Below are 22,617 nucleotides of genomic sequence, written 5' to 3'. Positions count from 1 at the left end.
ACATTAATATGACTTAAATATTATCCAAAAATCTCGAATGTTTTAAAAATAGTTCCTTGCCCAATCTCGCACTGTTCGCCGAATTGCCCGCCTACCATCAGCCCGATGGCGCTCAATTAAACTAGGAAGCTCTTGAATCGGCAACTCAGGAAAAACCCTACTCTTTGCTTGTTCTACATACTCACCCTCTTGCAGTAAGTAAATTGTTAGTTTGCCAGAATCATAGCACCAGATTTCTGGGACTCCTAAGCGAGAATAGATTGGCAAACGAGGCAGTGATTTACTAGTTATATCAATTTCTAGAGCGAGATCTGGGGGGGGATCTTGGTTGATATCTAAGTCCAACCTGCCTCGAATCGCCGCTTCATTTTGGATATAAAAACAATTATCTGCTTCTAGCCCAGCTAAGCTACTCTCTCGCCGCCAGGTTGTTGACCCTAAACTTTCGTAGTCCAAATCTAGTTCATCTGCCAGGTCTTTAACTAAGTCACCAATCACCTCTTTATAATATTCATGTTCAGGTAAGGGAGTCATAATCTCAATGGTACCATAATCATAGGCTAAACGAGCAGAGCGATGGTCACCTAAATCCAGCAGCAGATTTTCAAACTGTTCCCAGGAAATGTTATGTAAAACCACCCGATCTGCTCTCGGTTTCGTCACTACCATTAGTTTGGTCTCCGAAGCTAATAATAGGTCATTTTTTTATTATATAATTACTCTCTATAGCAGTTATCAATTGGGGAAGTTACAACGTGCTGATAACTGCTAAGCATCCTCTCTATCAAGCTGAGAAAAAAATTTTTTGACAGGGATTGTGGACAATTCAATGTTCCAAAAGAACCGCTTCGCGAACGCAATCGCAACCACCAGCTGATTGAGAAGAACTTCGGTATGGGATTTAAAACTATACATTATATCAAAGATCAACAAAGCTCAACAGATGCTGGGTTTAGCACCCCAAAAACTCCAGCAGCTTCAAGCCTTAGGGGAAGATGGGGATTTGAGCTTGCCATTTGATCCGATAAATTTTAACATAAATTAATGTAAGACAATATTTCTCAACATATTAACTATGGCTACTTCAGAAGAACAACGCAAACAGAAAATCATGGAGCACCTGCAGAAAACTACGGAACTGCCTCAGGAGCAGCCTTCCTTATATTCAGAGGCTAAGAAGCAGATAATTATGGAGCACATCAAAATGACACGAGGTTAAGGCAAACCCCTAGATATTGCGTAGGGTGGGTTAGGCGCGGCCAGGATTTGAGGGATTATCAATCAGTCTTTGAAAGCGCCGTAACCCACCTTCTTCAAATTTCCCTTCGTTCAAGCCAACTTACATTTTTAGAGATGTCAGCCCAGTAGGGTGGGTTAGGCGCGGCCAGGATTTGAGCGATGATCAATCAGTCTTTAAAAGCGCCGTAACCCACCTTCTTAAAAATTGCGCTCCTGACGACTGAGCTATCATGGCAAAGCGAAAATTCTAAACCATGGAAATTCATGACACAGCCTAACAGTCGCTTTATGAATGAGGCAATTGCTCTATCTGTGATCAGCGTTCGCTCTGGAAAGGGAGGTCCATTTGGAGCAGTGGTTGTCAAGGATGGAGAGATTATTGCCAAAGCTCATAATCAAGTCACCTCCACTAATGATCCCACCGCACATGCTGAAATTGTAGCTATCCGTGATGCTTGCAAGGTCTTACAGACTTTTCAACTGACCGGTTGCGAACTCTATACTAGCTGTGAGCCATGCCCGATGTGCCTCGGGGCGATCTACTGGGCTAGGCTAGACAAAGTTTACTATGCCAATACTAAAGCTGATGCCGCTCAAATTGGATTTGATGACCAGTTCATTTACGAGGAATTGGACTTGCCGATAAGCGATCGCAAACTCCCAATAATTCAATTGATGCCGGATGAAGCGTTGAGAGCTTTCCAAGAATGGCAAGAAAAAACCGATAAGGTAGAGTACTAATAATACGCTTTAGCCGATGCGGACATCCAAAAAATACCATAAAATTGAAATACAGGCTAAAGTGAGCTGTTGAGATTGCTTACCTGCTCCCTGCAACCAAAATATCCCGGAGATGGCGAAAGGCAGAACGTGAATCGATGGGAGAGGAAGGTTTTATGGATATCACTGCTAGCGTATTTTCCAGGCAAGAGAAACAGCTGGAAACCAGCTTACTACTTCCCCTGCGCAACATTGTGTTACTGCCAGGGATTACGCTGCCAATCGTAGCAGGTAGGCGTCGTTCTGTGGCAGTAGCTGAGTCAACTATGCTGACTGAGCACAAGCAGCTAATTGTGGCTGCGATTCGCCCAGAAGCCCAGGGGAAACTGGAAGAAGACGAAAAAGCTGAAATTAATAGCCTCGACGAGATCTATCCGGTTGCTACCCTGGCTGTGGTCAAAAAAATAAGCCGACTACCCATCGGACCAGTCCAACTGATCATTGAAGGTCTCGAGCGAGTCCGAATTGAGCAATTAATTCAGACCGAACCCACCTACACTGTTAACTATCAACTCCTGCCTCAAGTTACTACAGAAGCAGCGATCGCAGCAGGAACAGAACAACAGACCCTAGCAGCCCTAACTAGTGCGATTCAATCCCTTTGGCAAGAGGCTGCTATGTTAAATTCCAACTTCCCTGAAGAACTTTTAGCAGTCTTATTACATAGCGATGATCCAGCACAGTTGGCTTACCAGACCTCCATCTTGTTACAGCAGGATGTTCCGGAAATGCAGGCAGTGTTAGAGGAAGAAAACCTGGAGATGCTCTTGCGTAAAATGTTGGAGGATTTGAAGCAGGAGGTAGAAGTCCAGCGCCTGCGTAGAGAAATTCTGGGAGAGACGAAAAAGGAAATTGAAGGGCAGCAGCGGGAATTCTTCCTGCGCCAGCAACTGAAGCAAATTCAAGAGGAATTAGGTGAGCTGGATCCCGATAGTCAGGAAATTGAGGAATTGCGGGTTCGGATCAAGGAAGGCCAATTACCGGAAACTGCCCAAAAGCAAGCGAAACGAGAATTAGCTCGCTTAGAACGTATTGGGAATGCCTCGGCAGAAGGTGGGGTGATTCGCACTTATCTCGACTGGTTGTTAGAGATGCCTTGGAACAAGACGGTGCAGGACAACCTGGATCTGCAACATGCTAGGGAAGTCCTTGATGCGGATCACCATGGCCTGACCAAAATTAAAGAACGTATTATCGAACACCTAGCTACCTTCAAGCTCAAACAAATGGCTTGGACTCAGCAGGATCTCGAAACAAGGGATGCTGAACAGCCACAGAAACCAGATCAGCGCTACAGCATCGGTACAGTAATTTGTTTTGCTGGTCCTCCGGGGGTAGGTAAAACCAGTCTAGGTCGCTCGATTGCTCATGCTTTGGGTCGTCCCTTCGAGCGAGTCAGCCTGGGTGGGTTACGGGATGAGGCAGAATTACGGGGTCACCGTCGCACTTATATCGGTGCTATGCCAGGTCGGATTATACAGGCGCTATATCGAGCTGGGGTGAAGAACCCAGTGATTATGCTTGATGAGTTGGATAAGGTGGGCATGGACTATCGTGGTGACCCTGCCTCTGTTTTACTAGAAATCCTTGATCCCCAGCAAAACCATAGTTTCCGAGACCTATATTTGGATTTGGACTTCGATCTGTCCCAGATTATCTTCATTGGTACTGCTAATGACCTATCTCGTGTTCCCCCTCCACTAATAGATCGGCTGGAGATTATTGAATTATCTGGGTATTCCGAACAGGAGAAAATTGCGATCGCTCAGAAATATCTATTGCCTCGACAGATCGAAAAGGCAGGACTGCCAGCTAATGCTGTGGAACTACCCACAGAAACCCTACGCCAGGTGATTGAAAACTACACTCGTGAGGCAGGAGTACGTAAACTAGAGCAACAACTGGGGACTCTGTGCCGCAAAGTTGCCGTTCAGTATGCCAATGGTAAAACTGAGCCAATGGCAATCAATCCGGAACAGTTGGAAGCCTCACTCGGACCAAGGCGCTTTCTGCTCGAACAGATCCGCAAAACTACACAACCTGGAGTAGCCACAGGTCTGGCTTGGACTCTCCAAGGGGGAGAAGTCCTCTTTGTTGAGGCTGTCTTTTTACCCCAGGGTAAAGACTTGATGCTCACCGGTCAGCTTGGGGAAGTAATGCAGGAGTCGGCTCAGATTGCTCGCTCCTATGTCTGGTCTCATGCTGCATCTGTGGGAATTGACTTGAGTGCATTCAAAGATAATGGCTTACACCTCCATGTGCCAGCCGGTGCAATTCCCAAAGATGGACCCTCTGCAGGGGTAACTATGGTAACAGCGATCGCATCCCTGTTGATGAATCAATCGGTACGCACGGATACTGCCATGACCGGAGAAATTAACCTCAGTGGTGAAGTACTCCCCATTGGTGGAGTGCGAGAAAAGGTGTTAGCAGCGCACCGGACTGGTATCAAACGAGTGCTATTACCCCAACAGAATCAGAAAGACCTAGTTGACGTGCCGGACGATGTGCGTAACCAAATGGAATTTATTTTATGCGATCGCATTGAACAAGTGTTGGAGAATGCCCTACTCCAGCAACAGGAAGTAAAATCTCATCAAGATTCACGGGATGGTCATCACAGGATAACTAAACTGTTTCAGATGTTTAGTAATTGAATCCAAGCGATCACTTACTCCAAGTATCGAGCGATGCACGGCTCTACAAGAACAACTCGCTAAACAACAGGTTTCGACTAATGCTGCTGTCGAAAGATTAGACCGAATCTTGGATTATCTGATGCGACGCCATGGAAAACCCTAAAAACAATCAGGTAAAAGGTAATTTTGTCAACCCCCTACCGATTTACTACCTACCCCTATTTATTACGTACTTAGAGACCAATAGAGATTGCTGGTTGAGTTAGAGTATAGGCTGTGGGATCTAGGATAATTCACTGGCGATTTTATATTTCTTTACAAACTGTCTCAGATGTAAATCAATCGCCCCAAAAAAAATGTGGAGTATAGGCTGTGGGGTGTAGGGGAATTCAAGGGCTATTTCATATTTCTTTACAAACTCTCCCAGATTAAGTCAATCGCCCCAAACAAAAATGTGAATTATAGGCTGTGGGGTGTAGGGGAATTCAAGGGCTATTTCATATTTCTTTACAAACTCTCCCGGATTAAGTCAATCGCCCAACAAAAATTTAGATAATATTAAATTTAATAGCTAGGGATTGGTAGATAAAGTAAACTGCAACTAGTCTAAGACTATGCGGCGACTATCTTACTAGATTATTGACTAAAATTATTGAATAAAAGTTACCACTTATAATCCTAACCAATCCTTGGCTTTGAGTTGTCAAAGATTCTCCAACAAGTCTCAAAGCACTTAACTAATTAAATTCTCAATTAACTTCTCAACAGTCAACCCTCAACAGTAATAAATCAACCATGGATAATCGTTGCATGATTCCCGTAGTTAGATCTCCCAAAGACTACCAAGCTTATCGTATTAGTCCCCAAGATAAAAATCGCTTAGCTATTGTCTTTGATCCAGACAGTGCTAATGCTTCAATAACATTTTGTGTAGAGATTTTTGAGCCAGGAGGAAAGACTCCGCTCCATTATCATAAAATTGGAGTAGAAATGTTCTATATCCTCAAGGGTCAAGGGCTAGCTAGCTGTGATGGCAAAATCGTTACGCTGCGGACTGGAGATACGTTATTAGTTCCGCCTACAGGAATTCATGAAATTAGAAATACTGGGACTGAGCGTTTATATACCCTGTGCTGGATGGTGCCTAATGAGGACTTTGCTGAACTGGTTCGCAGTGGTACACCGGTTGAATTCGATGAAGAGGATTTGAGAGTGCTTGGGCGTCAAGATGTGTTGGTAGCTTGTTGAATAATTTATGTTGAATAATTAAATAGCTGGATATCTGGAACTGTTAATAAATTCGTATTTAGTAAAATCCCAGAATTGTTCAATCCAGGAATAACATGACTTACGAAAAACTAGACTTTAAACTCACTTATAGTGTAGGCTTCGTTAAGAAAGCATCTTACTAAGAGAAGTAGAGTTACTGCGTAAGTCCTATTAATGAAAAAAAGCTTTTACCTAGGAGTTAGTATTTTCACCCTATGCTGGCTCCTTTCATTTTTTCCAGCATTACTCCCTGCAAATTTACCACCAACTGCTGTGAAAATGCTAGGAGCAACGCTTCTCATGGCAATTTTTTGGATTGCTGAAACTATCCCAATTGCGGCCACCTCGATAATTCCCTTGGGTTTATTCCCCTTTTTAGGAATTGTTTCTGCTGAAGAGGTTGCTTCCGCCTATGCTTCTGATGTAGTCTTGCTATTTATGACAGTTTTTTTTATTGCTAAAGCGGTTGAAAAATATAACCTACATCAGCGGATTGCTTTCCACATTATTAGCATTATTGGTACCAAACCGACCAGGTTAATTTTGGGATTTATGCTAGCAACAGCAGTATTGTCGATGTGGATATCCAATACAGCTATAACCTTGATGATGCTGCCAATAGCTATCTCTATCATCGAACAAACGGCTCTTGTCAATCCCAAAATTGATGTAGGTAAAACTCTGGGAACTTCGCTAATGCTGGGAATTGCCTACGCCGCTAATATTGGTGGGATTGGCACCCCGTTCGGGACGCCACCTAACCTGATATTTCTGGCACAATTAAAAGAAAATTTTCCAGACAATACCCCGATTACATTTTATCAATGGATGATGGTGGGAGTGCCAGCTGTTTTTATATTTATCTTGTTAACTTGGATCTATTTAACTAAAATTACAGTAAAGCTTGATAATAACACTTTATCGTCAGACTATTTTAATATTCCAGACAAAGAAGTCCAGAAACTGGTAAAAATGTCTCAGGGAGAAAAATACGTTGCCATTTTATTTGGGTTAACAGCATTGTTGTGGATTTTTAGGGCAGATATCACCATCGGTTCCTTTACATTAACTGGTTGGGCAACCTATCTGGGGGTGGCTAACTTTGTTCATGATTCCAGTGTGGCTGCCCTAATTGCTGTGATCATGTTTATACTTCCTGTGAAAACAGAGACGGGGGATAAAATAAACCTCCTAGACTGGGAAACCGCTGTAAAAATTCCTTGGGGAATATTGCTGCTATTCGGGGGTGGAATTGCAATTTCTAAAGGGTTTGCTGCGTCAGGATTATCTCAATTCCTAGGGGATAATTTACAAATCGGATTGCAGGGACTTTCAACGGTTTTGATGGTGGTTTGCATCTGTGTATTTATGACATTTTTAACAGAAGTTACCTCGAATATAGCAACCACGGCTCTGATCATGCCTATTTTAGCTACTGCTGCATCGATTATAAATGTTTCACCTGCTTTGTTGATGTGGCCCGCCGCACTTTCTGCTTCCTTCGCCTTTATGCTGCCAGTCGCAACTGGTCCCAATGCCATTGTTTACTCTCAGGAATATTTTCCAATTTCTACCATGGCTAAGGTAGGATTAGTTTTAAATATAGTGGGGGTGATTTTAGTAAGTTTGTTGATGAATTTTGTAGCTATCCCCATGTTGGGATGGGTAGAGGTTACAGGTTGAAGGTTGGAAGGTTGAAGGTTGGAAGGTTGAAGGTTGGAAGGTTGGAAGGTTGAAGGTTGGAAGGTTGAAGGTTGGAAGGTTGAAGGTTGGAAGGTTGGAAGGTTGAAGGTTGGAAGGTTGAAGGTTGGAAGGTTGAAGGTTGGAAGGTTGAAGGTTGGAAGGTTGAAGGTTGGAAGGTTGAAGTTTGGAAGGTTGAAGGTTGGAAGGTTGAAGGTTGGAAGGTTGAAGGTTAAACAAGAAACAGCATCAATGGTAACACGGGATGGAGTGCGGCTGGATGCGGATATCTACCGTCCCGATAGTGCTGGTGAGTTTCCCGTCTTGCTGATGCGGCAACCCTATGGAAGAGCGATCGCATCTACGGTAGTTTATGCTCATCCCACTTGGTATGCTGCCCACGGTTACATTGTGGTGATTCAAGATGTCAGGGGGAGGGGCACTTCAGACGGTAAGTTTGATTTGTTTGCCCACGAAGTGGAAGATGGCTTTGATAGTGTTAACTGGGCAGCCAGTTTACCCGGTAGCACTGGGGATGTGGGCATGTACGGCTTTTCCTATCAGGGGATGACTCAACTGTACGCTGCTGCCAGCTATCCCAGCGCTCTGAAAACGATCTGTCCAGCGATGATTGGCTATGATTTATACAGCGATTGGGCCTATGAGGGAGGGGCGTTTTGTTTACAAGCTAATCTGGGTTGGGCGATACAATTAGCAACAGAAACGGCACGATTGCGGGGAGATGAGCAAGCCTATCAACTGCTGTATGCGGCATCTCGGAATTTACCCCTGTATGACCCAATTCCGGCTCGGCCTCAAATTCTCCAAGACTTAGCACCAGACTCCTTTTATCACGACTGGTTAGACCATCCTCACCCAGATCAATACTGGGAAAAACTATCTCCCAAGGGAATGATGCCGGATGTAGACATGCCCATGTTACATATTGGCGGATGGTTTGACCCATTTTTGCGAGGGACACTTCATTTATATAAGGATATGGCATCTCATGGCAGTTCGCCCCAGCATCTGATCATTGGACCTTGGGCGCACCTGCCTTGGGGGCGTAAAGTGGGAGCAGTCGATTACGGTCCCGAGGCGAATAGTCCCGTTGATGGCTTGCAAGTGCGTTGGTTTGACCAGTTCCTCAAAGGAATTGATACCAACGTGGTTGAGCAACCCCCTGTTTCTCTATTTGAGATGGGAACTAATCGGTGGCGTTATTTTGATAGTTGGCCTGATGGAAATCAGAAATCTTATTATCTGGTAACTTCCGGTTTAGCCAGTGTCAGGGAAGATTCTGGAAAATTAGTCCCAGAAGAGTCTCAAGGAATGCAACAGCGATCGCAGACACAGGGAGTATCCCAAATCCAGCATACCTTTGATCTATCCTGTGATCTATTAGTTCATGACCCTTGGCGTCCAGTTCCAGCAATAGGGGGTCATGCAGCCATGCCAGTCGGTTCATGCGATCGCACTTCCATAGATTGTCGCACAGATGTTTTAACCTACACCTCTCCACCCTTAGCAGAAAATTTACATTTGGTAGGGGATGTGCTGGTAGAGGTGTTTTGCACAGCTGATACTCCCAGTTTTGATATCTGTGCAGTGTTGTCGGAAGTCCATCCCGATGGCAGGGTTTACCATGTCACTCAGGGATATGGGCGGGTGAATCCTGGAGACAATACTAATCCGTGGCGTATTCGATTCCAAGCAACTTTTGTGCGTATTGCCCAAGGGAATCAGTTGCGCTTGAGCTTAAGTGGGGCTTGTTTTCCCGCTTATCCAGTCAATTCCGGCACCGGGGCTTTTCCTGGTGAAAGTCGATTGATGGATGCTGAGATTATTACTTTGATAGTGAGTTGTGGAGGAGATTATCCAACTCGTGTTTTATTACCTATTTTTAACTCTGACCCAAAATGAGCGCCATGATCAATTTAGCGCTATAGCTGACAGGTCTCCAAAGCAGCAACTAACTGCTCGAAATGATCCAATGTATGAGTTGCCATAACTGAGATCCGAATTCGACTCGTAGGCACTGTAGGAGGACGAATAGCAGGGGCAAAGATACCAGCTGCTTTCAAGGTTTCCCCAACAGCAAGAGCCTCAGTAGCACTATTTATGGAAATGCAAAGGATAGGTGACTCGGAGGGCAAACAGTTGAGATTAGGCAGCTGTTGAGTAATTAACTGTTTGAGAGTCTCTACATTATTCCTAAGTTGAGCGCACCGTTCTGGTTCTTGTTGGACAATTTGGATTGCTGCCAATGCTGCTGCTGTATCTGCTGGAGATAACGCAGTGGTGTAAATCCAGCTAGGAGAACGATTTCGGAGGAAATCAATTAAAACTGCCGAACCTGCAACATACCCTCCCAAACTACCCAAAGCTTTACTGAGGGTGCCAACTTGAATAATCGTTTCTCCAGTACAGCCAAAATGTTCCACACACCCAGCGCCTGTAGCGCCCAAAACTCCCGTAGCATGGGCTTCATCCACCAGGAGCATACAATTAAATTGGTTTGCCAACCCTAATAGCTCAGGCAAGGGGCATAAATCACCATCCATGCTAAAGACGCTATCAGTAACAATTAAGCAACGGCGGTACTGTTGTCGGTATTGAATCAGTTGACCCTGCAAAGAAGCCATATTGCAGTGCTCATAGTCAATTACCTGGGCTCCGCTCAAAATTGCCCCATTTTTTAGGCTGGAGTGGTTGTACTGATCCCCTAGGATTAAATCCCGTTTCCCTACTAACGCCGCAATCGTACCTATATTTGCCAAATACCCAGAGCTATAGACGATCGCATCTTCAGTTTGTTTGAGAGATGCGATCGCATTTTCCAAATGTCTATGGAGTTCCCGGTGTCCAGTAAGTAATCTTGAGCCAGTGCTACCAGTACCATAGTCCTTAGTAGCAGTAACTGCGGCTGCGATTAAAGGAGGTGAGCCCGCCAGTCCCAGATAGTCATTACTAGCAAAGTTAATCACCTCTCGCCCTTCCAGTTGCACCACAGCACCAGGCATACTTTGTAGAGTTTGTACTGAACGATACCAATTGGCTTTCTCAATCGTGGCCAGGGATAGCTTTAGCCAAGCATAAGGGTCAGTAGACATTAGACATTGTATTTGGTGGTGAGACTTGGGCTTGGTGCCGGTTGAATCTTAATCATCTTTTTTCGCCTTCACCCCAACTAACTCTGGATTGCCATCTAAAGAACCGTATAGGATATTTCCCCTCTTGTTGTCTGGTTTATAGAAAAGTAGTCGTTGCTCCAGTCGTTGCAGCTGCCGTTGAGCTGCTTGTGGATTCTTCGAGTAATACTTCTTCAGGTCAATCTTGAAGTGCCGATTAATTTCTGACCATGGGATATCCCAAAGTTGGTCACCACAAAGTACCTCTAATTCCCATCCCTCAATATCAGTGTCCTTGATGTCTAGCTCAACTTCCCTGGGTTCAACCTCAATCAGCTTGCACTTCTCCATTTTGTTAGGGGAGCAGCTACTGAGTAATGTTACTCCCACAGTCAGCAACAAGAGGATGCTACAGAGTTTGTTATTCAAAAAAGATTTTTGGTAAATTTTCATGTCTGCCACCAAACTTCACGATCCTAATAGTATTGACTCATCATCTAGCAAAGGGAATAGGGAGTAGGGAATAGGGAGTAGGGAATATGGCATCAAAAATTCTCACAATTCCTACACGGATCCCTATCCCCTACTAAATTATAGATTGGATCTGGGGATGAATTACCGGAACTGTTAACTATCTATATCTATCAAAATGCAGTTGACAAAATAATAATTTTATGCTAATAAATAGTCGAAATTCACCAGCTATAATAGCTAAGTAAGTCCTGAAAATGAAACATTTTTAAATTCTGGATTCTTCAATTACTAGATTGTAGATCAAACTAGGGTTCTTATGTACTTGTTATGCTAAATAAACAGTCTGGCAAAGGGACTTCGGAGCAGGGACTTCGGAGCAGGGACTCCGGAGCAGGGACTTCGGAGCAGGGAATAGTGGAAAAAGGCCGTATTCAGAAAATTTTGTGAGTTGAATAGCAGAATTTTCCTGTCTTGATTATTGCCCGAGTGGGGGAAACCACGGCAGTTCCTCATGGGGAGGGGCTGGGTGTTAAGACATAACCGCAGGATGGGGGAGCGTTTATAGTCGATAGGTAAAGAGTAATAATTTTAAGTTACATGAAATAAGGCTCCCCTCTCCTTACGGTAATTCAAAGCAAACCTTCGTCCGCACCGCTGTTTGCCCCGTGGAAACGGCAATAGCGAGTGGGGGTTTCCCCCAAGACCGAGCTGCCTCCCCTTTAGCCCCACTGCCTCCCCTGTTCCGAAGCTGCATCGCTTGTAAAGTAAGCTTTATGAGTTTTTTAACTGGAACTTTCGCATAAAAGGTACTGAAGACCCCAAACTAGATATAGAAAATAATCACTGGTCAGTAGTAAAAATTAGATATAGCACTACCCATTAAGGTTAGGAAATTGATACAACCTGAAAAGCTTTTGTAGTAAAATTTTGCCTCTTGCCAATGCCATTGCCCGTAGCGCTATACACTCAATTGAGTGATCATGAGCCTAGCAACGATATCGAAAAAATTAGGGATAGTAACTAACAACTGACCAATCACCTGACCAATTACAAGGAAAACATTCCTTCAAAATTACTCTTTATGAATCATGAGCAAGATAAAACTACCGTTAGCACCGCCAATCTTAGGAATTGCATTAGCAATTGTCAGCTTTAGTAGCAGTATTGCCTTGCCAGGGATTTCAACAGCTAATCCTAGCAATTCCCGGTTGGACTCAAATCAACGTTCTCCAACAGCAGAAGTGGCTCAAAACCACCGAGAGCAAGAGCGAATTACTTCAAGGAATCCACAGCCATTAGGTATCAGTCTAGATTGGGTGCCACCAAATGTACCGGAACGAGGTGTACCCGGTAAACGAAAAGCAGCGGCAAGCCGTGGGGGATGTCCAAAAGTCGAGCCACCTTTGACTGCCTTGGTCCCTGCTAGCCCCACCATTGCCAGTGAGGGTCAAATTGCATCAGAATCGGTTTTCGGCTTAACCGTTGTTTCTCATCCCACCTTCTGGTTTTATGTTCCCTATGCCCTGACACCGGACTTGCCTTTGGAGTTTGTGCTACAAGATGAAAACCATAACGAAATCTACTGGACTAAATTTGTTGCCTCATCTTCCTCACCAAGTGTAGTAGGCATCGAACTTCCATCAACAGTCGCCTCCCTTGAGGTTGGTAAACAGTATCGTTGGTACTTTGTGGTTAAATGTGAGCGACTGGGATCTCCTGTAGTGACAGGGTGGGTAAAACGGATGTCACTCAACCCATCCCTCAAAAATCAGTTAGACCAAGCGACATTAGAACAGAAAGCGATTATCTATGCCAGATCAGGGATCTGGTATGATACCCTTAATGCTCTAGCTAAGCTACGTCAGCAAAATTATAGCAATGACCTGCTGATCAAGGATTGGGTGAAATTATTGCAGTCTGTTGACTTAGATGCGATCACGCAAGCACCCTTTCTGGAATTTTAAGATCAAGTCGCTCTAATTCCATTACCAGCAAGAGAGTGGGTCATTTCCGGTATTGGTCATTGGTCGAGCCTCCTGTGTATTTTAAGGATGCAAGCATCCAAGCCTTATTTCAGTTCCGGATGAGTTGTACTTTCTTCGGAAACACCCATGTGATTAATAGTAGCGAGTAGCTGGTAAAGACGGCTAACATCTCGTCGATTGAAGTGGAAAACCAGACGGGGGAGTTCAGCGGTTTCATCAGGTAGTTCTTCCGGTAAAACCTGACTTTTCTCAATCCGTCCCTGAACCAAGATATCGCTAAAATCCTGATTTAGCTGTTCAACCTCAGGGTTTGACAACTCAGATTTGAGGCGAATCACGAATTGATCTCTGACATAGCGGCTAGAGTGATAAACCCGGTAAAACCGATTAATGGTTTCGTAAGCCACATCTAAGTTATCTGTGATGGTATAGAGACTGGAATCCTCTGGCCTGATCAAACCCCGTTGCATGAGGTGCTTGTGAATATAAGCATCCCAATCTTTCCAGTAGGTGCCACCAGGTTTATCAATCAGTACTAAAGGAGTTGGTTCTAATCGTCCTGTCTGACAAAGGGTTAAAGACTCAAAGGCTTCATCCTGAGTACCAAAGCCACCAGGAAATAAGGTAAGCGCATCCGTTTCCTTGATGAAAAATAGCTTGCGAGTGAAAAAATACTTGAACTCAATTAGCTTGGGATCCCCTGCGATAAACGAATTTGATCCGTGCTCAAACGGTAGTTGAATATTCAGACCAAACGAATGCTTAGAGCCAGCACCTTTGTTTCCTGCCTCCATAATGCCACCACCAGCACCAGTCATTACCATAAATCCCTGCTGGGTTAAATGATAGGCAAATTCAGCTGCCAGCTGATATTCAGGAGTATTTGGGGCAAGGCGTGAGGAACCGAAAATGGTAACTTTCCGAACATGACGATAGGGATAAAAAACTTGAAATGCCCGCTCCATATCTTCTAGAGAAGCGGTGATTATTTTCCAGTCCAGACGGTCAATTTCTTCCCCAGTTAGTCGCACTAGCACTGCCAGAGACCGTTTGATCAATTTACGATTTTCTAGATTAGGTAGCTGGTCAATCAGTGTTGCTAAATCCGTTGACAGTGAGTTGAAGCCATCCGCAGAAGGAGATAGGGTCATATCGTATCCAGTTGACTACTTATCATTAAAGGTTTTTCGTCAATTGAAAATTGAAAATTGAAAATTGTCAATAGTCAACTCGCTTGACCTTTGGTCACGCTTCGCGAACGCTCCAATTCAAAATTAAAAATTATTAATTCAAAATGACAATCAGTGGGGGCTTGTACCCGGAATTAATTAATTCAAAATTTGTTCTAAACTTGATGCGTAAATTTTTAATTTTTAATTTTTAATTTTTAATTCCCCAAAGGGGTAAAGGATGAATTAGCAATTAACAATTAACAATTAACAATTAACGATTTTCCTGAATACGAAGTGATTAATAAGGTAAGCATTCAGCCGTCAGCCGTGAGCTAAAAGCTCACGCTACTTGAGGTGCCGTGAGCTAAAAGCTCACGCTACTTGAGGTGCCGTGAGCTGACGTAACAGAGATTAAACCAATGGTTAAGCTGTTGTGCATTTAAATTCTACAACACCAAGGCAGAAGGCAGAAGGCAGAAGGCAGAAGGCAGAATGTAAAAGAGTTTCAGTTTTTTTTTATGATTTAATCAAAGGGAGTTTAAATACGCGACAGCTTACTGGTTTTATTCAAAAGCTGATAGCTGAATGCTGATAGCTGAATGCTTACTTAATAAGACTAGATATTATTCCCCCGACTTATCACGAACGCCTTTAACAATCCGAGAGAGTTCGCTCTTTTCATCGACGGGAATCCGAGTGGGAGAACCACTGATAATTCGTTCGTAATTGCGGAAGGAATCCTTAATTTCTGGTCCATCCTTACTGATAGTGTACTCTCGGATACCTGTATCATGCCAAGAGCCACGCATCTTAAATACATTGATAGCACGGGACATTTCACCACGAATTTCCACATACTGTAGCATTATAATTGTGTCAGTAATTGTAGAAATATGGGAATCGGTAATGGAGTGAGCTCCCATAAATTTATCTGTGGTATTGGTAAAAAATCCGGTAATTTCTTCTTGCTTCGCATAGCCCGTCACACCAATCACAAACTGCCGAAAGGCATTGTTGCTCACTCCCCGTGCTAAAGCAGAAAGAGAGTCGATGGCAATGCGAGAGGGTTTAAATTCAGCAATTTCTGTTTTTATCCGTTGTAAGTGGTCTTCTAACCCCGCTGATTCTGGATAAGAACAAAGAATTTTTAATAAACCCTTTTGTTCCATTTCCTCAAAATTAATGCCCCAAGACGATGCATTACGAGATAGCTGAGCCCGAGATTCTTCGTAAGCAAACAAAATCGCGCGATCACCTTGTATGCAAGCATTTTGGATAAACTTGCTCACTAACAAGGTTTTGCCAGTACCTGTGGCACCCGTTGCCAGGATAATGGAATCCTTAAAGAAACCACCACCACACATAACATCAAGAGTGTTGATTCCGGAAGACACTCTGGCCATGGAAGACCGTTGAGTCAGTCGCATTGCTCCTAAGGGGAAGATATTGATCCCTTGATCCGTAATCGTAAAGGGGTATTCTCCTTTCATATGGGTGGTACCCCGCAGCTTGAGAATTTCTATAGTGCGGCGTCGGCGTTCCCCTTCCAGAACATTACGGACAATGACCACATTATCCGAGACAAACTCTTCCACCCCGAATCTAGCTACTGGTCCATACTCTTCAACTCGCTCTGTAGTCATAATGGTGGTTACGCCAATGCTTTTCAGGCGTGCCACTAGGCGAAAAATTTCTCGACGTACCACAGAAGCAGCATCGTACTGCTGAAATATGGCAGTGATTGAGTCAATGGAAACTCGCTTGGCTTTGTATTTGTGAATGGCGTACTGAATACGCTCGATCAGGGCAGACAGGTCGAAGTTGCCGACAATGTCCTGTCCTTCTGGATCCGGGGAAGCATCCAGAATAAATAGCTTGCCTTCATTAACTAGTTTATTTAGCTCCCAACCAAAGCTTGATGCATTTTTGCTGATATCTGTGGGTGATTCTTCAAATGTAACAAACACACCAGCTTCATCAAAATTGCTAATGCCGTTGTAGAGAAATTGAACGGCTAATAGAGTTTTTCCAGTGCCAGACGTTCCACTGACCAGGGTGGTTCTACCAGATGGTAAACCCCCATGAGAGATTTCATCGAAGCCTTCGATCATTGTCCGTATTTTCTGGACACCGACCGTTGTTACTGAGTTTTGATATAGTTCATTTTGATTAAATTGATTCATATTGGTCTTAAGTAAATGTTCTTAATCAAAAAAAAGTTTAATGGTGTTGCTGACTTGCTAAATCTTGACTATTAATCTAAAATGGTATAAGATATTTAGAAATCCAAATCTCCTTCACGGAGTTCTTCATAGAGCAAATCTAAGCCGATCAAGACTTTTTCTCGATCCGAGAGATCCCCAATGATTTTTCGCACAGGAGGCGGTAAAACTTTTGCCAAGGTTGGTGTTGCCAAAATTTTATCTTCCTCAGCTAGTTGGGGGCTCTTGAGAACATCAATTACTTTGAGAGCGTAAACCCCTTGGAATTCCTGTTCGAGAATAGTTTTCAGTGTTCTCAAAGCCCTGACGGAGTTGGGGGTGTTCCCAGCTACATAAAGCTTGAGAACATAAGTTTTTTTATAGGAACTCATAGGCTCTTAAGTTTAGGAGAAGATGGGTTAAAGGTCAATACAAGGGATCAAGGAACTCAAGGAAACGGTTTTTTAGGAGAGCCTCCCATCAAGCTTACTACTCAATGTTGATCCGATTATGCTGATCTTACAGTTCTCTGGGGATGGAGCGGCGATACATTTCACCTAAGTGAGCAATCACGTCGATTAACGTCAGGCGATAATCCAGCAGTATATCCTCTCTACGCCCTTCCAGCTGCAACTGTTTGGAAAATTCATCCATCAGTTCCATATGAATTTCCACAATCTTAGATATAGAAATATCCGCAAAAAACACTTGTTCTACAAAATGATCGATGTCTTGGTTTAGGGTATCTCCCGGTGCAAAGTACTGTAGAACAATTTGACGATACTGTGATCTTAAGTGTTCTAACAGCTCATCCCTGTCGTTGAGAGATAGATTACGAAAAAAAAGCCGAGGATTTCTCTTGTAGTACACACCAAGGTATCCAAGTCTTTCCCTGAGCTTTTCAGCTAACCGATGCTGCTGCTTACTCAAGAAACTGTAATTAGCTACTGCGAGGTTAGGATAAACTGGGCCAGATGACCTGGGTAAGTTACAGGCGGGAGCTAGGGACAAAAACTCTGTCATCGCCTGTTGGATGAAATCGCCAATCTCAGGTAATTGGTGAATACTAAGTTCGACTTCTGCCGGATGGAACAGATGAGCGCTAGACCTAGCGGTGAATTTATCCGTCGTCTGGTTAGAAGCCAGCTGTTGATTGCTGTCAACCCTAGGGGGGATTTCTGGGGAGTCCGACCGCAAAAATACTGCAGGTAAGGTGGTTCCTTGCAGGTACAAGTAGTGGATCACCTTGGGAAGTGTGTCGGTATCCTGCAATACCAAACAATCAAGATCCTGTTTATGTTGCTCAACCACCTCGAAAAATTCAGATTCGGAGCTAGTAGAGTGTATAATATACTGCTCGCTACCCAAAACCTGAGAAAGGGATTGAGCTAGGGAATCAGAACTGATCAGCGTACATATGGTTAGTTGGGAAAGCAACACAACAGGTCTGGAATAACAAACTGGTTACTCTTACTATATAAGAGTACTTAAACCAGTAAGATTTTAACATTTTTTTTAACAATGAGCTTAATATAAATTAAATTGAATTGAAACAGTCTGATAATTGAAATTAATTTTGATTTCGCGCCTCACTATATGCCCAGTGTTGAGCAGTATATTGAAAAGTACTTGCTCTTCAAGCATTAGGGGATCGCCCATGCCCTGTTGGGTTTGAGTGAATTCCTTTGTTGCTACTTTAGGAGGATGTGTTGCTACTGTAGGGCTCAACCGCTGTTGAAGCTAGATTGGTTATGTCGATGCCTACTCCCAGTATCCAAAAATTTGCCGAGCTAGTTCCTATTTGTCAAAGGACTTCTGATTTGGCTACTATTCTTGATATTTTTCATGCTTCAAGGCATGACTCGATTGTGGTAGTCAGCGAACAGCAATATCCTGTGGGAGTGGTTAACCTAAGGCAGATCATGCCTCACCTGCTCTCATACGCTAAGGTAGGTAGCTCAGGAGCAACAATGACAACTGGTTTTCTTCACAAACCACTATCTTGGATACAGCCAAACATCATTGAACCCATAACCATCCTACCAGGTAAGCTGAGTCTAAACCAATTCTGGTACTACCTACAAGACCATGGAAGTAGGGAGGGGGGGTTAGGGGAGTTGGGCAGAAACTGGGATAGAGAATTTAACCAATTCCCCATCCCAGATCAGGAACACTGGGCATTAGTAGATGGGGACCAGAAATTTATCGGACTCCTTAACAGTTGCCTGCTGTTAAAATTCTTAGCATCCACATTCACCCAACAACGTTCTGAATCGATAGTAAAGCGTACTCAACCCAAGGGACTGAACCCTAATCCCCTCAGGACTCACCACCCACACTATGGATTAACAGCCAAGAGTTCTTGGGCCAATTCCCTAGGATTATCATCTCGAATCAACTCAGGACTGAAAACTCAGGAAGAAGCCCTAACTTACAGTGCCCAGTTCAAGGGCATGAAACCCTTAGTGCAACTGTTAGAACAACTGCCATTACCCCTAAGCATACAAACCTCGACGGGAAAAGTTTTAGTTGAGAATCTGACCTGGCGTGAGCAGATTGAGACATCCTCCCAGAGTAATCCGGGAAATGGTAGCACCACAGGAACTAAGAATACTACCTCTGCCCAGAAAAACCCTGGAGGTAGGGAAAAGAAACCCTACCGTTCTTCTTACAATCGTCTGTTATCCAATGATATACCGAGGGAAGTCAGTAAGGAAGGTTTGAAGCAATCGATGGAAGAGCCTAGGACATCGTTAGACTTCCAGTGGCGTCAGCCTGATACCCAGAATTCCCCAACCTTCCATAACCAATCTGCTCCTCGATCTCCAGGACAATGGCCATTATCTGTGGGCAATGTTTGTGACCAGGGAGACAAAACATCTGAACAAGCTGCTGTTGGGCAATACTGTGCTCTTGATACTCCCTATCAAGCAGCAACCACTATTCACGAGCGCGTGCTGCTCTTTTCACCACCAGTCAAGAAAACCGGGGCAAACCATACCCCCTGCCAGGAAACCGCTGCGCCAACTGATCCAACTCTTTCAAACAGCCAGGAGCGGGTATTCTCGTTTGTCAAAATTCCTCTGTCACCTGCTATCGCTGCTCTTTGGGAAGGAGGACTAGAAACTGACAGTTGCGAGCCTAAGGTAGCTTTTAACTATTCCCCATCTCCAATATCTCGGTCTGAGTCACCTAACTCTCAATTGTACCTAGTGTTGGCTCAAGATACCACAGAGCAACGACTCTTTGCCCAAGAACTGGCAGCAAAAAATGCTGATTTAGTGCAACTAAACCGACTCAAAGATGAGTTTTTAGCTTGTATTAGCCATGAACTGAAAACACCTATAACTGCGATTTTGGGTTTGTCAACTTTGTTGAAAGACCAAGCCCTAGGGGAACTCAATCAACGTCAATCCCGTTATGCGCAGTTAATTTATCAGAGTGGGCGTAAGCTAATGACCGTGGTCAACGATATTCTCGATTTGACCCGTATGGAGACTGGTCAACTGAAACTTACCCTCGAACCGGTGCCAATTCGGACTGTATGCGATCGCGCTTATGACCAGGCTCGCTCTGAAATAGACTCAAAACACTCGGAGGACAACAATCGAGATTATCCCACAAAATTCACCCTAGAGATTGAAGCAAGTTTAGAGATGCTGATTGCTGACGAGTTGCGTTTACGGCAAATGTTGGCCCATCTGTTTTCTAATGCCCTTAAGTTTACCGATGGCAGTGGTGAAATTGGTCTGAAGGTCAATTGGTGGCAAGGTTGGATTGCTTTCACGGTCTGGGACACTGGCATTGGTATTCCTGCTGATAAACAGCACTTGATCTTTCAGAAATTCCAACAGCTGGAAAAGCCTCTGACTCGTAGCTTTGAGGGGACGGGTCTGGGATTAGTCTTAACACAACATCTAGCTCACTTGCATGGTGGAGATGTCTCGTTTATTTCCAAGGCAGGGCTCGGTAGTCAGTTTACCTTACTCTTCCCCCCCTGTCCTCCCCACGCTTCATCTGATCAATTGGACAATTGGGATGAGCAACTATCAGAGATTGCCCCTACGGCAAGGTCTCACCCCCCATCTTCGACGCCCAACCGTTTAGTGTTAATTGTGGAAGCTGTACCTCGTTACCTGGAAGGATTGACGGAACAGCTCAAGAGTTTAGGCTATTGGGTGGTGGTTGCCCGCTCTGGTACGGAAGCAATCGAAAAAGCCCGTCGTCTACAACCCTATGCTATTTTACTCAATCCCCTACTACCAAAACTTTCTGGTTGGGATGTCCTAACACTGCTAAAGTCCGATGCCCAAACTAATCACATCCCGGTTTTGGTAACAGCCACCCAGGCCGAAAAACAGCAGGCCACCCACAACAAAGCTGATGGTTTCTTAAGTCTGCCAGTACAAGAGGAAGCATTACGAGAAAACCTGTCTCGGCTGGCTAAAGATGAGAGTAATACCAGTAGTGTGCTAACGATTCTCTATCTCAATCCTGGTGATGGGCGAAAAGGCTATTCTGTAGAGTCCTACCAGAACCCTGACTCGTCTGCACTGACTTATGAGTTAACTTCACTATTGAGTCTAGAAAACTTAGACCTCAATTATCGGGTACTCGAAGCCGATGATTTCGATCAAGCTGAGTTATTGAGCCGGGTTTGGAATCCAGATGTGATTGTATTAAATGGTGCTCGACTGATAAACCCTTTAATCTACTTGAATCAGTTTTCATCATATCCTTGCTTGAGTACTTTACCACTAGTAACCCTGGATCACCAAACTACAGAAGCTGCTAATCAAGTAACTGGTCTTTCGGTCTATCCCTGTTTAGCACCAAATAATCAACAAAAGATGGCTGCCATACTGCAAGTCATTCAAGTGGCAGCTGGAATCAGTTGCAAGCCTACCATTTTAGTGATGGACACGGGGGAGCAGAGGACAAAGTTTAGGGGTAATCCGTTACAGGTTAACAGGTTGAACCTTGAATCCTCTCACTTATCCTACGGGTTGTCAATGGCCGGAAAATCATCAACATCTTGGCTACAGGCACTGATTCAATACTTACAAACTGCTGGTTATTGCAGCTTAGTGGCCTGTTCTTGGGCAGAAGTATACCGTCAAATTCAGGGAAAAAGTGTGGACTTGCTGCTGATTCGATTAACAGATCTCACTAATCCTTCAGAACATTCGAAAGGATTGATAACTCTTGCTCAATTGCCAGAGCGACCACCCATTCTGGTTTTGGATCATCGATTAGAGGCTAAGCAGCACGATCCAGTAATCCAGAGTAGTAACAGTAGTAACTCGAATTCTCAGTTGGAGTTGCTGCTTGAGAAAATTGCTACTCAGATTGTACACTGGCATTCTCAGTCAATGACCCAGTTATTGAAACAGATTAAGCAGCTCATGAACCCAACCCTTTAAAGGGGTGGGATGCAAGTCGGTCATATTGTCCGACACCGTGATTGTCCATCCAGTCTTGGAGACACTTGTTGCGAACAAAGCCAGCCGTGGGGATCATAAAGCCAATGATGCCAAACTGTTTTGTTGAACCTTCCTCTTTTGGATTCAAGTACAAACAACAGCAATTCCTAACTATCTGATCAGTTTATTATACCATAAGGATGCCCTTCGCCCAATTTATAGCGTTGATCGCAGTTATGAGGTACAGTCTTTTTTGACGTTGATTCCCTGTTTTGATGCAGCGCATTCCTATTCCCTATTCCCTATTCCCTATTCCCTCTTCCCTCTTCTCTCTTCAGGTGATCCGCTGTTCCGGTGATCCGCTGTTCCCTAAAATCCCGAAATTTTGTACCTCATAGCTATGATAATTGCTATATTGGTTGGTTGCAATTGAGCCCACGGCAAATCAACGATTATGGCGTGAGCCTTCTTTCGAAATTCAAGCTAATATGGAGAAGACACCTCCTATCCAGCCAAAGTTATTTGGATTTATCTCACGTTTACCTTAGCATTTATATTTAATCATAGTTAATATTTGTGGCTAATTAATATCGTAATGTTTAATTAGTTTTACTAAAACTAATT

General features: G+C 43.9%; 16 protein-coding genes. 8 read left to right on the top strand and 8 right to left on the bottom strand.

The window, feature by feature from the left end; translation table 11 throughout:
• Nucleotides 1–42: 42 nt before the first annotated feature.
• Entirely contained in the window at nucleotides 43–669 is a 627-nt protein-coding gene (locus F6K64_RS13070; protein ID WP_008182377.1) for a Uma2 family endonuclease, read from the bottom strand.
• 406 nt (nucleotides 670–1,075) lie between these two features.
• Here F6K64_RS13070 and F6K64_RS13065 point away from each other — a divergent pair, with 406 nt between their 5' ends.
• From F6K64_RS13065 to F6K64_RS13045, 5 genes are all read left to right on the top strand, one after another.
• Entirely contained in the window at nucleotides 1,076–1,219 is a 144-nt protein-coding gene (locus F6K64_RS13065; protein ID WP_008182374.1) for a hypothetical protein, read from the top strand.
• A gap of 284 nt (nucleotides 1,220–1,503) precedes the next feature.
• The gene (locus F6K64_RS13060) at nucleotides 1,504–1,980 is read left to right on the top strand and encodes a nucleoside deaminase (RefSeq protein ID WP_287265537.1); all 477 of its coding nucleotides are present in this window, start codon (nucleotides 1,504–1,506) and stop codon (nucleotides 1,978–1,980) included.
• 155 nt (nucleotides 1,981–2,135) lie between these two features.
• Entirely contained in the window at nucleotides 2,136–4,676 is a 2,541-nt protein-coding gene (gene lon, locus F6K64_RS13055) for an endopeptidase La (RefSeq protein WP_287265535.1), read from the top strand.
• 777 nt (nucleotides 4,677–5,453) lie between these two features.
• Nucleotides 5,454–5,906, top strand: coding sequence for a cupin domain-containing protein (locus tag F6K64_RS13050; RefSeq protein WP_008182370.1), 453 nt, complete (start codon nucleotides 5,454–5,456; stop codon nucleotides 5,904–5,906).
• Nucleotides 5,907–6,101: 195 nt separating this feature from the next.
• Nucleotides 6,102–7,610: an SLC13 family permease gene (locus F6K64_RS13045; RefSeq protein WP_353814189.1), complete on the top strand. Its 1,509-nt coding sequence runs from the start codon at nucleotides 6,102–6,104 to the stop codon at nucleotides 7,608–7,610.
• On the opposite strand, the gene F6K64_RS13040 is transcribed toward F6K64_RS13045, so the two are convergent.
• The gene (locus tag F6K64_RS13040) at nucleotides 7,545–7,847 is read right to left on the bottom strand and encodes a hypothetical protein (RefSeq protein WP_287265534.1); all 303 of its coding nucleotides are present in this window, start codon (nucleotides 7,845–7,847) and stop codon (nucleotides 7,545–7,547) included. The genes F6K64_RS13045 and F6K64_RS13040 overlap by 66 nt on opposite strands.
• Before the next feature lie 12 nt (nucleotides 7,848–7,859).
• Between F6K64_RS13040 and F6K64_RS13035 the strand changes: the two genes are divergently transcribed.
• Complete coding sequence (locus F6K64_RS13035; protein ID WP_287265532.1) at nucleotides 7,860–9,530, top strand: CocE/NonD family hydrolase; 1,671 nt, start codon at nucleotides 7,860–7,862, stop codon at nucleotides 9,528–9,530.
• Nucleotides 9,531–9,550: 20 nt separating this feature from the next.
• On the opposite strand, the gene bioF is transcribed toward F6K64_RS13035, so the two are convergent.
• Nucleotides 9,551–10,720: an 8-amino-7-oxononanoate synthase gene (gene bioF / locus F6K64_RS13030; RefSeq protein ID WP_287265531.1), complete on the bottom strand. Its 1,170-nt coding sequence runs from the start codon at nucleotides 10,718–10,720 to the stop codon at nucleotides 9,551–9,553.
• A gap of 48 nt (nucleotides 10,721–10,768) precedes the next feature.
• A complete protein-coding gene (locus F6K64_RS13025; protein WP_137985829.1) occupies nucleotides 10,769–11,200 on the bottom strand; it encodes a hypothetical protein in 432 nt (143 codons plus the stop codon).
• A gap of 1,100 nt (nucleotides 11,201–12,300) precedes the next feature.
• Between F6K64_RS13025 and F6K64_RS13020 the strand changes: the two genes are divergently transcribed.
• Nucleotides 12,301–13,176 (top strand): DUF928 domain-containing protein, encoded by an 876-nt coding sequence (locus tag F6K64_RS13020; RefSeq protein WP_287253227.1) that lies wholly within the window; start codon nucleotides 12,301–12,303, stop codon nucleotides 13,174–13,176.
• A gap of 104 nt (nucleotides 13,177–13,280) precedes the next feature.
• Here the strand turns inward: F6K64_RS13020 and F6K64_RS13015 are convergent, their stop codons facing one another.
• The 4 genes from F6K64_RS13015 to F6K64_RS13000 form a co-directional block, all read right to left on the bottom strand.
• Entirely contained in the window at nucleotides 13,281–14,348 is a 1,068-nt protein-coding gene (locus tag F6K64_RS13015; RefSeq protein ID WP_287253230.1) for an LOG family protein, read from the bottom strand.
• A 644-nt stretch (nucleotides 14,349–14,992) separates the two neighbouring features.
• Nucleotides 14,993–16,552 carry a circadian clock protein KaiC gene (gene kaiC / locus F6K64_RS13010; RefSeq protein ID WP_008182354.1) on the bottom strand — a complete coding sequence of 520 codons (1,560 nt, stop codon included), beginning with the start codon at nucleotides 16,550–16,552 and terminating at the stop codon, nucleotides 14,993–14,995.
• A gap of 95 nt (nucleotides 16,553–16,647) precedes the next feature.
• Complete coding sequence (gene kaiB, locus F6K64_RS13005; protein ID WP_008182352.1) at nucleotides 16,648–16,962, bottom strand: circadian clock protein KaiB; 315 nt, start codon at nucleotides 16,960–16,962, stop codon at nucleotides 16,648–16,650.
• A gap of 127 nt (nucleotides 16,963–17,089) precedes the next feature.
• Entirely contained in the window at nucleotides 17,090–18,010 is a 921-nt protein-coding gene (locus F6K64_RS13000) for a circadian clock protein KaiA (RefSeq protein ID WP_008182350.1), read from the bottom strand.
• Nucleotides 18,011–18,327: 317 nt separating this feature from the next.
• On the opposite strand from F6K64_RS13000, the gene F6K64_RS12995 reads away from it, so the two are divergent.
• Nucleotides 18,328–21,993 (top strand): ATP-binding protein, encoded by a 3,666-nt coding sequence (locus tag F6K64_RS12995; protein WP_287265529.1) that lies wholly within the window; start codon nucleotides 18,328–18,330, stop codon nucleotides 21,991–21,993.
• Nucleotides 21,994–22,617: the final 624 nt, after the last annotated feature.

This window comes from Moorena sp. SIO3A2, from assembly GCF_010672265.1.
GTDB classification, from domain to species: domain Bacteria; phylum Cyanobacteriota; class Cyanobacteriia; order Cyanobacteriales; family Coleofasciculaceae; genus Moorena; species Moorena producens.
Note: the sequence above shows the minus strand (reverse complement) of the source record. Positions and strands in the feature narration are given on the sequence as shown.

Excerpts from the sequence above, each read along its gene's own strand:
- F6K64_RS13070 (WP_008182377.1), bottom strand. The coding sequence starts at position 669 with ATGGTAGTGACGAAACCGAGAGCAGATCGGGTGGTTTTACATAACATT.
- F6K64_RS13065 (WP_008182374.1), top strand. The coding sequence starts at position 1,076 with ATGGCTACTTCAGAAGAACAACGCAAACAGAAAATCATGGAGCACCTG.
- F6K64_RS13060 (WP_287265537.1), top strand. The coding sequence starts at position 1,504 with ATGACACAGCCTAACAGTCGCTTTATGAATGAGGCAATTGCTCTATCT.
- lon (WP_287265535.1), top strand. The coding sequence starts at position 2,136 with ATGGATATCACTGCTAGCGTATTTTCCAGGCAAGAGAAACAGCTGGAA.
- F6K64_RS13050 (WP_008182370.1), top strand. The coding sequence starts at position 5,454 with ATGGATAATCGTTGCATGATTCCCGTAGTTAGATCTCCCAAAGACTAC.
- F6K64_RS13045 (WP_353814189.1), top strand. The coding sequence starts at position 6,102 with ATGAAAAAAAGCTTTTACCTAGGAGTTAGTATTTTCACCCTATGCTGG.
- F6K64_RS13035 (WP_287265532.1), top strand. The coding sequence starts at position 7,860 with ATGGTAACACGGGATGGAGTGCGGCTGGATGCGGATATCTACCGTCCC.
- bioF (WP_287265531.1), bottom strand. The coding sequence starts at position 10,720 with ATGTCTACTGACCCTTATGCTTGGCTAAAGCTATCCCTGGCCACGATT.
- F6K64_RS13020 (WP_287253227.1), top strand. The coding sequence starts at position 12,301 with ATGAGCAAGATAAAACTACCGTTAGCACCGCCAATCTTAGGAATTGCA.
- F6K64_RS13015 (WP_287253230.1), bottom strand. The coding sequence starts at position 14,348 with ATGACCCTATCTCCTTCTGCGGATGGCTTCAACTCACTGTCAACGGAT.
- kaiC (WP_008182354.1), bottom strand. The coding sequence starts at position 16,552 with ATGAATCAATTTAATCAAAATGAACTATATCAAAACTCAGTAACAACG.
- kaiB (WP_008182352.1), bottom strand. The coding sequence starts at position 16,962 with ATGAGTTCCTATAAAAAAACTTATGTTCTCAAGCTTTATGTAGCTGGG.
- F6K64_RS12995 (WP_287265529.1), top strand. The coding sequence starts at position 18,328 with ATGCCTACTCCCAGTATCCAAAAATTTGCCGAGCTAGTTCCTATTTGT.